This is a genomic window from Salmonella sp. 741265055_HSA, assembly GCF_046569525.1.
Classification (GTDB): domain Bacteria; phylum Pseudomonadota; class Gammaproteobacteria; order Enterobacterales; family Enterobacteriaceae; genus Salmonella; species Salmonella enterica.
On record NZ_JBKFSQ010000057.1, the window covers coordinates 1 to 15,227 of the forward strand.

Annotated in this window: 14 protein-coding genes and 1 pseudogene; 7 read left to right on the forward strand and 8 right to left on the reverse strand. The window is 36.8% G+C overall.

Translation table 11 applies throughout. The features are described from left to right. The 3 genes and pseudogenes from ACLD4K_RS20890 to ACLD4K_RS20900 form a co-directional block, all read left to right on the forward strand. Nucleotides 1-401, forward strand: a pseudogene (locus ACLD4K_RS20890) (conjugal transfer protein); the annotation flags it as partial. Nucleotides 402-608: 207 nt separating this feature from the next. Continuing rightward, the gene (locus tag ACLD4K_RS20895) at nucleotides 609-1,862 is read left to right on the forward strand and encodes an AAA family ATPase (RefSeq protein ID WP_411012437.1); all 1,254 of its coding nucleotides are present in this window, start codon (nucleotides 609-611) and stop codon (nucleotides 1,860-1,862) included. Next, nucleotides 1,852-2,709 (forward strand): DUF4435 domain-containing protein, encoded by an 858-nt coding sequence (locus ACLD4K_RS20900; RefSeq protein WP_411012438.1) that lies wholly within the window; start codon nucleotides 1,852-1,854, stop codon nucleotides 2,707-2,709. Before ACLD4K_RS20895 ends, ACLD4K_RS20900 begins: the two co-directional genes overlap by 11 nt. A gap of 245 nt (nucleotides 2,710-2,954) precedes the next feature. On the opposite strand, the gene ACLD4K_RS20905 is transcribed toward ACLD4K_RS20900, so the two are convergent. Further along, the gene (locus ACLD4K_RS20905) at nucleotides 2,955-3,230 is read right to left on the reverse strand and encodes a hypothetical protein (protein ID WP_411012439.1); all 276 of its coding nucleotides are present in this window, start codon (nucleotides 3,228-3,230) and stop codon (nucleotides 2,955-2,957) included. A gap of 10 nt (nucleotides 3,231-3,240) precedes the next feature. Continuing rightward, nucleotides 3,241-3,771 carry a membrane lipoprotein lipid attachment site-containing protein gene (locus tag ACLD4K_RS20910; RefSeq protein WP_411012440.1) on the reverse strand — a complete coding sequence of 177 codons (531 nt, stop codon included), beginning with the start codon at nucleotides 3,769-3,771 and terminating at the stop codon, nucleotides 3,241-3,243. Nucleotides 3,772-4,060: 289 nt separating this feature from the next. Between ACLD4K_RS20910 and ACLD4K_RS20915 the strand changes: the two genes are divergently transcribed. From ACLD4K_RS20915 to ACLD4K_RS20925, 3 genes are all read left to right on the forward strand, one after another. Further along, complete coding sequence (locus ACLD4K_RS20915) at nucleotides 4,061-4,402, forward strand: hypothetical protein (protein WP_411012441.1); 342 nt, start codon at nucleotides 4,061-4,063, stop codon at nucleotides 4,400-4,402. 114 nt (nucleotides 4,403-4,516) lie between these two features. Then, the gene (locus ACLD4K_RS20920) at nucleotides 4,517-4,987 is read left to right on the forward strand and encodes a hypothetical protein (protein ID WP_411012442.1); all 471 of its coding nucleotides are present in this window, start codon (nucleotides 4,517-4,519) and stop codon (nucleotides 4,985-4,987) included. Between the two features lie 160 nt (nucleotides 4,988-5,147). After that, a complete protein-coding gene (locus ACLD4K_RS20925; RefSeq protein WP_411012443.1) occupies nucleotides 5,148-5,726 on the forward strand; it encodes a hypothetical protein in 579 nt (192 codons plus the stop codon). 683 nt (nucleotides 5,727-6,409) lie between these two features. Here the strand turns inward: ACLD4K_RS20925 and ACLD4K_RS20930 are convergent. Further along, on the reverse strand, nucleotides 6,410-7,660 hold the full coding sequence (locus tag ACLD4K_RS20930) for a hypothetical protein (protein ID WP_411012444.1): 1,251 nt from the start codon (nucleotides 7,658-7,660) through the stop codon (nucleotides 6,410-6,412). 170 nt (nucleotides 7,661-7,830) lie between these two features. Between ACLD4K_RS20930 and ACLD4K_RS20935 the strand changes: the two genes are divergently transcribed. After that, entirely contained in the window at nucleotides 7,831-8,052 is a 222-nt protein-coding gene (locus ACLD4K_RS20935) for a hypothetical protein (RefSeq protein WP_411012445.1), read from the forward strand. A 31-nt stretch (nucleotides 8,053-8,083) separates the two neighbouring features. Here the strand turns inward: ACLD4K_RS20935 and ACLD4K_RS20940 are convergent, their stop codons facing one another. From ACLD4K_RS20940 to ACLD4K_RS20960, 5 genes are all read right to left on the reverse strand, one after another. Continuing rightward, entirely contained in the window at nucleotides 8,084-8,452 is a 369-nt protein-coding gene (locus ACLD4K_RS20940; protein ID WP_411012446.1) for a hypothetical protein, read from the reverse strand. 145 nt (nucleotides 8,453-8,597) lie between these two features. Continuing rightward, nucleotides 8,598-9,155 (reverse strand): hypothetical protein, encoded by a 558-nt coding sequence (locus ACLD4K_RS20945; protein ID WP_411012447.1) that lies wholly within the window; start codon nucleotides 9,153-9,155, stop codon nucleotides 8,598-8,600. Nucleotides 9,156-10,100: 945 nt separating this feature from the next. Beyond that, a complete protein-coding gene (locus tag ACLD4K_RS20950; protein ID WP_411012448.1) occupies nucleotides 10,101-10,829 on the reverse strand; it encodes a hypothetical protein in 729 nt (242 codons plus the stop codon). A gap of 526 nt (nucleotides 10,830-11,355) precedes the next feature. Beyond that, on the reverse strand, nucleotides 11,356-13,995 hold the full coding sequence (locus ACLD4K_RS20955) for a DotA/TraY family protein (protein ID WP_411012450.1): 2,640 nt from the start codon (nucleotides 13,993-13,995) through the stop codon (nucleotides 11,356-11,358). A 249-nt stretch (nucleotides 13,996-14,244) separates the two neighbouring features. Continuing rightward, nucleotides 14,245-14,748 carry a hypothetical protein gene (locus ACLD4K_RS20960; protein WP_411012449.1) on the reverse strand — a complete coding sequence of 168 codons (504 nt, stop codon included), beginning with the start codon at nucleotides 14,746-14,748 and terminating at the stop codon, nucleotides 14,245-14,247. Nucleotides 14,749-15,227: the final 479 nt, after the last annotated feature.

A 15,227-nucleotide genomic window follows, 5' to 3' on the forward strand; every position in this document is an offset into this window, starting at 1 on the left:
GGAAACAGACCAAGCCCCGCCAGAGCGGTTTGTTTAAACATTTTACACTGCTCATCGTGGACTTCTTCAAAGAGAGATTTGTATGGGCCAAAAGGAAAAACGATACCATTGATGCTGACCATGATAAGCGTATCGCAGAAAACTATGTCTTCGATGAAGTGTTGGGTGTCAATGTTCCACGCTCAGAGTTTGAAAAACGCAGCATATTTAACAATGACCAAAAATCACCAGAAGCAGAGTTCTGCGGAAACGTATCAGATAATGACAAGACCGTTCGTTTTCCAAGTCGTCCTGAGCAGGAACAACCGGATGTTGATAGACCCCGCTCCATATTACCAGAGCATGTAAAAAGGCCATGTTTTCCAAGGAAAAAACCACCAATTATCCGTAGCAAAGTATAAGGTTATGATCTATCATTGGTCTAAATAGGTTAACAGGTACCTCGGCGTCAGAAGTAGGCACAAGTTAACATTATGCACCCATATATAGGGTAATGTTAATTCAATAAGATTTTTTCGGTTTGGATATTATGCTAATAATTACAACCATCTTAAAATTAACACACCCCATCATATTTAAACAGTATATTTAATGTAAGGAGAGATGAGATGTATAAAATACAAAGCGTTTCTATAAACGGTTTCTGGCAAAGACTCGATTGTTTTTGCTCTTTCAACGATGATGTTAATATTATTATTGGCCGTAATGGTACTGGTAAGACAACATTCATGAATATATTGCATTCAGTCTTATCGCTTGATATTGATGGTATTAATAACAATGATTTCAACAGCGCTGAAATCAAGCTCAAAGATGGACGAAAATTTAAAACAATAAAAATAAACAAAATAGAAAGTGATATTTCTCCTTACTCCATAATTGAATATCAACTATCATCTAAAAAATATAATTTACATGTTATCAATACTGATGATAGAAGAGTATCTATGAGTTATAGGCGTAGAGTACAGGAAGAGTCTGAAGAATTACGAGTCGAACTTAGTAAGCTAGTTGCACTCTCATCTCTATCCGTCTATCGTCTGAGAAATAGTGATGATTTAGAGGTTAGAGATAAATATGGCACTCGTTTCATAAATCCTGTTGATTATAAACTTTCTGAATTAATGCAAGAATTAACTAAATATCAACTCGAACTATCACAACAAGCCAGCGAAATTTCTTTTGACTTGCAAAAAGAAGTATTAGCTTCAATATTATATAGCAAAGAGGATATCGATGATCAAGTTTACCATATAGAATTTGATAAAGAAAAAGAGAAACAAAACCTTTTAAATGCCTATACCCAACTCAATGCTATTGATACTAATATTCGTCGAAAAATCAACTTCCATGTTGATTACATTGACCAAACCATGTCAAAATTAAAACAAAATGGACAAGGTGATATTGATATACGTTCAATTGAAGCACTAAGGAAAACACAAAAAATAACTGAGATGTCGTTGAGATCAAGGGCGAAGATATCTCTCGTTTTCGCACCTATTGAGCAATTTCTCCATATTCTAAAAGAATTTATAACTGATAAAGATTTTAGATTTTTGGGTGGGGAATTAATTGTTAATAATAATCATGGATCTATTAGGCAAGAGAATCTTTCTTCTGGTGAAAAACAGTTATTAATTTTATTTATTGAAACCTTACTTCAACGAGAACAACAGTATATATTTATAACTGATGAGCCTGAGCTATCTTTACATATTCAATGGCAGAGAAATATCATACCAGCGATAAAAAAGCTCAATCCTAACGCTCAAATAATTGCAGCAACTCATTCCCCAGAAGTAGCATCAAAATATAGAGATTCTATTTTTAATATGGAGAAACTCGTCAATGCTAAGTAATGAGGTTAATATTGACAGTTTGAATTGGTCTGATGAAGCGGAAAATGTTATTAGTATGTTTTATGATGCTGATATCATGGTTTACGTTGAAGGGGTGGATGATATTGGTTTTTGGGAGATCGTGTTCAAAAAAAATGATCGATTAAATGTTGAGGTTCAAGATGTTGGAGGTTGTGATGCATTAATGTCATATATAGAAAAAATCACATCGGGGAAAATAAACGCTATTGTTGCCCGAGATGCAGACCTCAACTATTTCTCATCAAATATAATTAATCATCCTAATGTGATTTATACACGAGGCTACTCTATTGAAAACAGCATCCTCGATGAACGAGTAATATCTCGGATTCTAAAAAATATGGGAAGATATAGCGCAAAAGAAATTCAAAATATAAATATATCCTCATGGATTAACGAGCTATACTCTAACGTGGAAAATTTAGTCTCTCTTGATATTTATAATCACATAAATATGAGAGGATTGTCTGTTGTTGGCGACTCATGCGAAAGATTTATGCAATCTAAATCCTCATACTCGACATGCTTGAATAAAATTGATTCCTATATTCAAAGCTTTCCTGATGACTTCAAGGAACAAGGCATTGCAATAAAAGAAAGCTTAACTTACCCCAATAACACAACTATATCTAGCTGGTTAAGAGGTCATTTTCTTTTTTCAGCAACACTTAGGTTTATAGCTAACTATTTAACCAAGGATGAAAAAAAGACTGCCATATCGAAAGATAGTTTTTACTCTAATATGCTGACTGCATTTGACCTCTATTTTACAGAAGAACATGCTGATTATGAATACTACAGCCAAAAAATATCATTAATTGCCTGAATACATTAAAAGGGAAAGGTTGAGAATTTAACAAACCTTTCCTTTTATTACTAATAATAATCGTGCAAAAGTTGATTTACTCTCACTCTCTTTATATTAAAATTTATAGATTATAAAATATTTATCTATGACATTTTTTTGCAACCATTCACCTGCTACTTATCCTTAGCATCCCATTTTGAGTATCCCACAAACTACGTTCGTTATTAATTTTTAACTCGCATGGTTTTAACTGAATATAATGGCTACATTCTTCGTCTAAACACAACATTATTAGAAAAAATAGCTTTGCCAGCCAAAAATCCAACAGCGGCAATTATTGGCAAGCTGATAGTAGCTCCCGCCATACCTGTAGACATACCAATGAGAAAAGACATGCCAAAAGACAACAGGATGATCACGAAGGCATACCAGCCGGGATAAGTGCCATATAACACAGTCGCTAAGCACCCTGTGCAAACGTGAACCCCACGCTGGCTCTCTTTGAAACAGAATGGGCATTTGATGATATTGTTTTCCATATTGATTTCCTTAATTGGCTCTCCAGCCATTGCTGGTTTTAACAAGATTCATTGCGCCATCAGCAGGTTCATTCATCCCTTTAACGTTGAAGAACGCCTTTTTGTCAATCCAGCCCGGAACGTCAACCAGCTTCCACGTATACGACACGCGAACAACCTTCTGACCGCCTTCACCCGGTTCCGTCCATTCCTTAATCTCTTCAACGGCACGACGACCTACACAAGCGCCATCTGTTGTGCTCCAGACTTTAGCTTTTTTGCCTTCCTCTGTTATCCCTAATACGTTCGAATCATAACCCTGCTCAAAGACCATCATTCCCTGCTCAACAAATCCATCGAGGATCACTGAATTCGTCCCTGTGCCAGTCTGATCAAATCGTGGTTTGGCAAGACGGATGGGGAAACTGGTGTTATTGTTATCCAGCGAGAAGCAGTATCTGGTCTGCCCGATCTTAGCGTTGATCGCTTTCTCGAAATCGCCTTTTTCACCACATCCCGCCAGTGCCAGAACTGCGCCAGCAACGAGTAAAATCTTCTTCATTTTATTATCTCCTTAATGATAGCGAACAGCACCGTCCCGCAGGACGTGAACAAGCGCCATACAAGGAGAGAACCGACTTTCGCTCTTGATAAAAAACACTAACAAATTGATATAATTAAATTAATTTCTCTGTTCGTCATATTGTTTATATCGATCGATGGTGATCAATTGATAGATTTTAACTATCATAATTAATTTATCGATCTGTTATACCGATCGATTACTTGCGTTCGAAATTTAGAATGTTATGCTTGGGCCGAGGGAGTCAGAAGGATCAGGCGAGGTAGGAATGGAAATCACCAACAACCAAACAGATAGCACTCATGTAGAACCCAATGGTTCCGTTTTGTCTTATGAGTTCGGACTATCTGGATTCTCGATTGATTTGAAAAATTGTTCTGTGCGGCTCTTTAATAAGGAGCTGAATAACTTTTCTGTCTACAATTATTGTGACATCAGGGAAGTCAACTATACCTTGCCAACAACTGAATCCGATGATGCCGAAATATGTGTTCTTACTGATGATATATTAATGCCCTCATGGAAATTCAAAATCCCATTAAACGCTCAGACTTATGATGTGTGTGAGCAATGGATAGATATTTTCAATACTCATATTTTTAATTATTAAAAAGAGGATTTAAATAAAATATAAATTATTTATTTAATTAACAGATTTATTTGCTTTTTAACACATTAATGTTTAATTATATACATATATAATATTTAACAGTGAGGTATATTTATGTCTGGGAAAAACCCATTTTGGAATTATGATTATAATGCGGCACAACGCAATAGAGAAATCGTAGATTCATATCAGCAAGCTAACGAGGCAAGACTGGATTCTCAACAGGCTCAGTTTGAAGCATCAATGTCAAATGACAAAGCCCGTAATCTACAGATGCGTCTTAACCAAACCATAGCCAGTCATAAGAGGGTGGTGGATGAGTATGAACAACAGTTGGAAGGATTTAAACATAACTTCTATAAAATAGCCCTTCAAAGGAATATTTTTAAGACAACGCTTGATCGCCTCCAAGAACAATGGCCCGAGCGCAAGGAGGATATTCTTGAAGAAATCCAACGACAACGAGACCGCTGTAATATGCCTGAATATCGTGAAAAATGGTGGAATGCTGTATCCCAAAACAATATCGGTGATAGCGTTTTGGAATTCCCTTATGCTAAACGCGAGCTAAAAAACAAGCCATAACATATGAAACATAGTATATGGTGATCATTATGTAATAACAAACACCACAAGAAGAAACTAATTATTTTTATAACGACTATTAATTTCAATAAGATACTACTCGGTCGTATCTCCTACAAACACATCTAAATCCAATCATTTATCTTATGGAATCATCCGCATGTCTCATGAGAAAAAGCAGTATATAAAATCATACAAACATACACTGGTTGAGTATAGTGAATCCACCGAAGAGTTGAATAGGCAAGATATAAAAAATAGTGATGATGATATACAAAATCATAGTAATGGCCTAAAAAATCGGCAAGCAAAATCTATTTTGTTAGATTTTTCACTAATCTTTATTCTAGTCCCTTTTATTGGATTCTTGCTTTATGTGATTATTAAATTTATGAACTCAACACAGCCGCGCATGATTTCGCCACCGGACAACTATGTTGATGTAGGGATCTTTTTATTTATAGGAACTGTTATATGGTTACTTTATATAATTAGAGGCAAATCATTTAAAAACTTAAATGATACAATCTTATTTACTGGAACAGCCATTGGCTGTGTATTGTTTTTTCACAAAGGTGCTCCAGTTATAGATCATAACAACGCCACATGGATTTTTAGCCAAATAGTTTTAGCTGGTTGTTCTGTTGGCAAAGCTCTTATTGCATTTACAGATTTCATTGGAGAACGAGTTGACGAAACAAAAAAATCAGTAGAAAAGAAAACTGATCCCCACCACTAACCTTACATACATCAGATATATTATTTAGGAATTAATCTGACAGTTGCTGATTATTTATACAGGCTTCGGTCAGATTACATCTGATTTAAATTTCGCTCAAAGCATTTGTTATTGCTCATTCTTATTCACCTCTTTACTATCACATACTGGCATGAAAATTGCGCATTTACAGAATGAATAAAAACTTAGTAGCATCATTACCATCAACCACAGGTACTTCAATGAGTTAAAAGAAAACCTCAGAAAATATTTCAGAAATAGCATCACCGCTTCATATTTTTTAGACATACTCTTATCCTTTTATTATATACATCAATATTAAATAGCTGTAATCTGTTTTTGATTCCTATACGTATAGCTAATACATAAGTCAATGTTTGTCAAACATGATTCTTATTCATCGTGATTTTATAAAGCCCATGACAAGCACTGCCATTAACCCATAGAAAATCATGAATGATGCTATCTTTACCAAGACTTTATTTTTCTCAAAATGCTTAGGGAACCACACTGAAAAAACATCACTAATAAAAAACAAAGGAACGAGAACTAAGTATCCATGTTTGTTCCTGATACAGGAATCAAACAAAATAAAAATCAGGATAAGAAAAAGAAAGTTCCCTCTCAGCTTATTCATTACACGATTAAATACCACATATAATTTTATCAATTATGCCACCATATTACTTAGCGGCCTGCGTTGATTTTGTGGCATTGATTTTCAGGTTGTTCAACATCATTTTATCAACAGGTTGTAGCTGTTGCCCTAATAGTGCGGCCAATAAAATATTTGTGTCTTCTGTTCTTTCTATTTGAAGCATCTGTAATCTTAGATCGATGGCCTGCATTCTTGCCTGCTCATGCGCAGTTTCTCTTTCATCCGAGCTACTGATTTTAACCTGCCATGCATCAGCGCCAGTGGTATCCGCATAACGAGAATAAATCTCATACCTCAACATTTCCCATTCCGATGGCTTAGGCGGGAACTCTGCTCCGGGGAATAATGTCTCGTACTTGGTTTTCACAGACGTATCGGTCCACGCCTGACTTGCTCCTGCTGTAGAACCAAGTCCTGAGCCTATATTTACCCCTCTTGAGTTTACTGATACATCACCAGATTTCTTTATTGACAGAATAGAATCAACAGCATTGGTTCCTGCCGTACTTCTGGCAACAAAACTTGAGAATGCTGACAGGTATTCACGCCCTTCTTTCGTGTCCTCAAGGTTCCTGTCATTTAGCTGCTGTAGCGGTAAATTACCAATCAGATTTCGCTTAGCAGCGTCAGCCACTTTCATCTGTTTAACGTCATAAGATTGATTTGAAACTTTATTCCCCTGAGCATCAGATACAGATAATGGCGGGGTTGTCAGTGAAGAGGCTGATTTATCTCTGTCAGGATATTGGCCTATGACACTACATCCACCTCTGTTGTACTTCACGTCTTCGCCAGAACAGACATCAATCGAGACTCGCCCCATCACGTTATTTTTGGCCTCATTTATGCCGGTGCTTGCTCCTGTAAACATTTTTACGCTGTTTTCAGCTAAAGCAGCTTTGGCAGCATTTGTGTTAGAACCAGCAGAACCACGTCCTCCTGCAGCAGTAGCTTCCACGCAAGCATTAGCATCAGGTATTCTCTTCAAAACATTCTTCATGCGTTGTTCTTGTATAGCTTGGTTAGCATTACTCATAACAGTATTCTTTTGATTTTCATTGGCTGTTATGTTTGCCTGAGCCAGCTTGTCATTCATTGAGACTAATGTTTCGATTATTCCATTACCCATCGATTGCGGTGAAGCGCCCAAAAGGTATGGCGTCAATATTTCTTCAGTGACAGGCCAGACAGCAAAAGCTGTATTTGTATACAGAACTGAAAAACACAAAACTGAAACCGCTGCTATTCTTTTTATTTTAAAATTACCATGACTCATCACAATACTCCTTTTAATTCATTACATTCTTTATCAATTAATCAATTTAATATAAATTGTCAATTATTCGGGTTATACTTAATGATTTCTTATTTCGTTTAAAAAACATAGATTTTCAAGCCAATTCAAATTAATATATCCACTCCTGAATCATCATTAAGAGAGTTGCCATGTCTAGTTATAATATTGAAGTTAAGGTTGAAACAGATTCAGATGGGACTGAAATATCCAAAACGTGGAATATTTTTAGTCTGGATGGTTCATTAGTGAAAAGTGGGATAGTTTCTGAATCTGAAGCGAAGAATTGGATTAAAGCCACCGAAGATAAAGAATTTTTATTCGATGTATCCAAAGATATTAAAGCCGATATATCTCATCCAAAAAATAAATGAGGTTTAAATCCTGTGGTACAACCCACAGGGTTTATTTATTGGACTCTGAATTTATAGCTTCCCAGTAATCCATCCCTGAAATTATATGAATCAATTTATTTCTATATTCATCAAAATCAATTTCTTCATGGCACTTGAGCTTGTTTAATACAGAAATCGTTATTTCTGCTTTATCCTTCCTTGATAAGGTAATATTATATTTCCTACATTGTTCAATATGATATCGTAAAGTATATGAGAAAGCATCAATATCCATCCCTGACAAAACCGAACTATAAAATGAGAGAAATTTATCACTACCACTGTGTTTGATGTAAAAATCAACAGACTTCTTTCCAATCACTTTTTGATCTTGTTCAGTAGTCCAATTATCAAATAACAGTTTCATTTCTTCATTCATTTAATCCTCCTGACGTATAATTTTATCTATTTTTAATCATTAGTAGATTAATTACCGGCTGTCAATTTTCAACAATTCATGAACTATTAGACACTATTTCCACATAATACCAATAAACTTAGAAACAGCATCTGCGTTAATTTTTTTAGCGACGAGGAGAATCAGGGCGTTTCCATTCAAACACTGCAGCATGTCTTGCTTTAGTTCTTACACTTTTAATCTGATTAGCTTTACGTTGAGAACGAATCTGTTCGCGGGCAACACACAACACTTTCCTTCGTTCTTCATCGGTCAGTTTTGACTCTTTTGCTTTCGTTGATTCCGATACTGCATTATTTATGAACTTTCTTTCTGATAATGATACTCTTCTCAAACGACCATACTCATCGATATTTCTGACTCGTGGTTTTCTTTCTTTTTTAACTTTAACAACATCAAATGTTGCTCCATCAACTTCATTGACTATTTCTTGTTCTGATACACCATTACCTTTATCCTCGTTAGTTTTATTTGCTTCTCTTATAGCAAGGACAACATCACGAAATCTATATATAACTTCACGTTTTTCTTTTTTAGTCACCCATCTTCTTTTAACCATTGCTGCTTCATTCAGCATGTTAACGAAAATTAATTGTTCATCTTCAGTAATATTTTTTATCCATCCTTTTCTTCTCTTCGTTTTTTTCTCAGATTTGTTTTTCATTTTATTTATCCTTTTCTTTTTACACTACTTACTCAATACAATTAAAACAAAAGATATTCAAATTAAACAATGTAATTATTACTGAATTATTTTTATCTGTGACTTTATGAAATAGCATCTTGTTTTTTATTTTTCTCATTAGGGATTTTTCTTTATTTTTTAATAAAATTTTTGTACTAGTTGTACTAATTAATTAATTTAAAAGCATTGGGTTTTAGATAGCGACTTTCAGTCGTAGTAGTTTTCCGTCAGGAAAACTTAGTTTTTCTGCAAGCTTCACCCCCCTAACCCCCCGTAAAAAAATACTGTTGTAATATTTTTTCTTAGGTTCGCAGGTTGGCGTTTCTCACCGTAGCTATTGAGTTCCAGCATGTTTCCAACGCCGGGACTCCCCATCGGACTCCTACGGATACATCATGATCATTTAAAGCATTTTCTCGTTTTACTAAAGAAAATAACACTACCGCTTTATAGATTTTAGATGAACGCTTCAAGTTGATGGCTACCGACTTCCCCCCGTTTATATGCCACCTACAATAACCTAAGAACAAAACAGTTTTTAACACATGATATCCAAAGATTCTTAGACCCGTACAATCAGGTTTAACGTTATTGCTTTTGAGAACTAAAAAGGATTCTGGAAATGGTATTTAAAAGGCTTGTAAAAAGTTCGGATTTAGATTTGACAAATATGAAAAGATTATTTAATACTTTATTATATTTGTAATCACGTTCCTGTTTAACTGATTACAAGGCTTAAAAAAGTCGTCGAAACTTTTTTAGTCCTTAAAAAGTCAACTTTGATAAGTTGGCTTTTTTTGTATCTTCATTCTATTTACATCCAAATATTTCATTTGTCAAATATAATATTTCAGCATGTGTAATTAAGCCATGATTTCTACATGGCTCATATTTGATATTTACATATAATAAATAACCTTATGCCTATATACCACCTTCATCTTCGACATCTTTCTTTATTCTTATTGTCAACTCAACAATTTCTTTCAGGTATAATTGATGGCTTGCAACTTTTTTCAACATTAATGCCCCCAGAGATATACCTAGCAAAAGTGCTAGTCCAAACATGATGACAGTATTAGTAGAATCCGCATTAGAAAGATCTCCAATAAATGTTTTACTCAATTTGTCAAAACCAATTAATGCCTGCACTGCCGAATAGCAAAGACCCAAAACCGAGAATACTGCTGTTTTTTCACCAAAAAAACTACTAACCCTCATCGTTATTCTATTAATCTTAAGTTGTATCCAGTGAATCGCATACAATAATTCTTTTTCTGAATAATCTAATAGAAGCTTTGCATTTTCTTCATCATGTGATATTTCACAAACAAAATCATTGAACGACTCTTTTTTCCAATCGACCAAATGCTTTATGCCTAAGATAGGTGGCAATACCATTATTATTAATCCTATTAGCATCCCTATAAAATACAATCCAAAAATAACATCTACTACCGTATCGGTTTTAAAACAACTGTTGAATTTATACAAAGCAATGCTTAAAGCGAGTAAAGCGATGATAAAAATTCCGAACCTGACTAATCTACCGTGTATTTTATCGACGAGTTTATCTGTTTTGCTTTTATATGTATAAGGGGCATATGCCTTCATGCCACCAAGGATCTTTATTATTTGATTGATTCTTAACATGTTATCCCCAGATTAATAATCGATGTGTATATATAATATTTCTATTATTACATTAACTCAGGTTAAAGTGTAGAATTTCCCACATTGCCAAAAATACCTTGAAAGTAACCCACTATCCAGAAACGCGAGCAACCAATGACAGTCAGGAAATTTAGCCCCACTCCGGTTTAACGACACGCCCGGTCTGGTCCTGTTAAAGAACAGCAATACGTCTCACATTAAATAGATTGAGGCTAAGTTAATTAGGTATTTTATTCCTTAGACATATAGCATTTGCTCTTAAATGGATAGGAAAACTATATTTTGAGTAGCAGCGCTTTGTGATTGTTCCAAACAATCTCTTAGCTGTGAGGAATTTGTCCCTGTTAATGATGCATTTATCCAAAAAAATCACACCAAAGGCGAAAATAGAGGAAGAATGAAATCAATTTATCTGTATTAGCTCAGATCTGTTCTAATACACCTGATACTATAAATAATGAAGGATAACAACCAATAAGAAAGAGGACCGAAGCCCTCTTTCTTATTACTCATCACTACTCTCAGTTCGTGGTGATGATCCACCACCATCACTTTTACCCGGAGCCTTAAAACTCTCTATAGGAGACGCTTTACTTTGAAGATTTAGTGGCAACAATGGTCTGTTATGCTCACCAAAAGATACCGCTCTGTTAGCAGCCTTTTGAGCGACATCCATATAACCTGCCGCACCAACCGTATCTCCAACAGCATCTGCTGCCTCAGCCGCATTGTAAGCAGAGTTGGCACTTTCAAGGGATTGGTATTCATCCTGCTGGTCAAGTGGCCCTGCATTGCTCATATGCGTTCTGAATGTAGATCCCGTATCATTGGCTCTGCTGGAAGCCTGAGCTTTCCCCTGTTGAATTTGTTGTTGCTGTTGAAGTTCACGTTGCTGCTCACGGTCTTTATTCAATTGCCCATTTCTGATCTGATTACCTAATGCGTTAGACGCATGTGATACCTGATCTAACACTGTTTTTGCGAACATAGCCCCTTCAACACCTTTCGATGCCGACTGAGCATAACCCGCCATACTCTGACCACTATGGACACCAAGCCACTTCATAATTTCATCTGGAATAACATGGATCAGCGAAAGCGATTTCTTCACAACGGTAAACATCAGCGCGATGTAAACAGCAATAAGAGCCAGTGATTCGATGATACCTATCCCGGCATTCGCGGACATCATGCCAAATGCACCTGAGAACGTTTCATTCACCACCCCACCAAGGATAGGCAGCATCGTATAAGCCGCTATCAGACCCGTCACCATCAATGCTGGTCTCATAGTTAGCGACAGGACCAGACCGTAGCCAGCGCCGCCGCGACCTACAACCCCATCGCCATCTGGATGTAAATGGGTGATGACCCATAATGGTGCTGCGATCATCGCTTCAAGACATAAAATCATCCAGCCCACGCAAACACCAAACCACATGACGTAAGGCAGCATAGGAATAACAACAGCTAAGGTATCGCCAGCTATCCATAATGGGATAACCAGTGGCATAACAATACCCATAGCGCCAAATGCCCCCGATACCCAGCTCGCGGTCCATGATGTCCATGCGCCAAGGCCAGCACCAACAACAGCAGAACTCCCTAATAACGTCCAGCCAGCAGCACTGAGCGTATCCCCAAGCCCTTTAACCGCTAATAATGGGTTGATAGCCTGTAAATTTGCCGCTGTTGTATCTGTTGAAAATGCGACGATTTTCCCTTGTTTTCTACCATTTATTACGCTTGAACTCAGGAAACCCGCCATCGCACCAGAAATACTCTTATTAGCTTCATTTTGAAGCGAGGATACAATTTTCCCTGCATCATCAGTTTTCGGCCCCTGCCCACCCTTACCACTGGTATTGGCTTCTGTTCGGTTTTGCGCATCAATGCCATTCGCATATCTTGATGCCGTTGTCGATCTTGCCATGTCCTGAGAAACTTTTGCCATAACAGCATTCAGACTGTTAAAAATATCGCCGTATTCCATGCTCTGTTGTCCAGCTACAGGAAGATTGTGAGCAGCACCATTAATCGCGTCCTGAATGCGAATAAGCTTCATACTCCATGCCCCCGCCATGAACCAGCCATCTTTCTGGACATTATCTTTAAAATCATCCCACTGGTTGCCTGTAGAAAATGCCGTTCTGACCGCAGTATCGATAACAGAGACATAAGTTGCTGTAGTGCTATTAATAGCGGATTGAATATCAATATTGTTATCCGCAACATACTGTTCAGCCAGTATCATCATACTGTTATTAAGCGCAATGAAGGCGCTATTATGAGCTTCAACAACGCCTGAGATATTTGTTTTTATATCTTCTGGCATATAGGCCATATACATTCCACCAGATGCGATAGCCGCCTGCGCCTGAGCATTAGCCTGTTCATCATAAGCCGCTTTAGCTTTCGGGTCTGTCAATGTGATACTTCCACACGCTGATTTGGATACCAGTAAATTTTTGTTCATTTCATTACCCGCATTACTGGCACCGTAATTGTATCTGTATAAATATTTTCCTTTTTCCGACGTCATTTCAAACACAGGCATAACACCGGGAAACAGTGCGCTCTCATGCGATTTTTTCCATAGCTGACCTGCCTTCAACATGCAGACATTATTGATAAATGCCGTCTTTGCTATACGATCAAGTTCCTGATAGGACGCTGACGTGGTGATAACAGCACCATCTGATGGATTTGCGGCATACGTATTCCAGACCGTATCGGCAAGACCTACGCCCTGATTTATCAGCCATAACACCATAACCTGAGCTGCACAAAAACCACCGGCTGCGGGAAGTATCATTGCGGTTCCTAACGCCGTTCTGACCGGAAGCCACATGGAGGACCATTTCTTACCCAGCATTTCGCCATCATGCGCCGTTGACATGGTTCCTGCGATCAGCGTATACGCAGCCAGAATCCCCCCAACAAGTAAAACCGCGCTATTGAGGATTGTCATCGTACTGGCTAATGGGCTTTGGGCTAAATTCTCAGGAAATAAAACATCCAAGAACCATAGCTTTGATTTATCCGTATCAGGGACTGTAAATAAATCTGCTGCGTATGCATTTTGCGTAATCAGCAAACAAAAAAACAGTAAGGTAAAGACCAGAAGATATTTTATTGGGTTCATTGCGTTTTTCTCACAGAACCCTGTTCGTTGTCGTCTTTTGTCGTTTTTATGTAATATCATAGATATTTCGTTTTTCTTTATATTTTCCATTTTCTCTCCCTGTTTTATGTAACTCACAACGTGAGTTACATTCTTCTTTATATTTACTCACCCTTTTTGATGCAACTCACATCGTGAGTTACATTTTTCTTTGTATTTACTCGCCATTTTTATGCAACTCACATCGTGGGTTACATTTTTCTTTATATTTTATTTCATGGCATCACTAATGCTGTTCCATACATCAGACCCTGACGTGGAGTTTCCGTTAACATTAATGCTTCCGCCAGCAGATGATCCCGTACCTGTTGAGATACTCCCTCCGGCAATATTCCCCAGACCGGGAACATCAAAGGATACGCTTTCAGATATGTTCCCCATTGCAGAGTTCATTTTCTCTCTGGCAATCGAACAGGCTTTACTTATCGCCGCTTCTTTTGCTTTTCTGATAATTGAATCAAAACTTGGCAGATTTATGCCTATGCTTCCTGTAGGCCATATGTCCGTACACCCAATAGTATTTAATGAGTTATTTATATTGGTCATAAAACCTTCGGCGACAGGCTCCAGTTGTGCTGCATCGATTTTCATCGCATTGTATTGAGCCTGTTTTACTGCGGTTTCCATAACAGGCGTACAGACAGCAGCGTTGGCGGTTGTCGTCATAAGTGTGATGGAAAACAGTGAAAATAAAATATATTTTCTTCTATTCATTCTTTACTCCTTCATTGAGTTTATTTCGCTTCACCTCATGTATTTAATTGGTTGTAAATAAAAGGGCTTATTTAATATATATTAAACATTGTGAAATTAATCAATAGAACAGAAGTTTTTAAATTTGACAATCACTTTATTTTATAGTTAATATTAAAGGGTAAATAAATGACTACTCCGAATGATTTTATTACACTCTTAAAGAGACCGGGATTATGTTCTGGTCTCTTTTTATTTTATCATTAAAAAACATTCATTATCTCAATGAATTATTTTATTGATTACAAAAAATAACTCTGTAATATTTTCTCTATTGCTACTTGTTTCATTTAGGGAAAAAATATGACAGCAACTTGGCTATCATCCTGTACATCCACCATACAAAACTTCGTCGAAACATCTACACGGCTACATCCTGACAAACTGGTTTTAACACTTCAGGAACAAATTGATTTCGACTATCAATTTAATTTACAGCT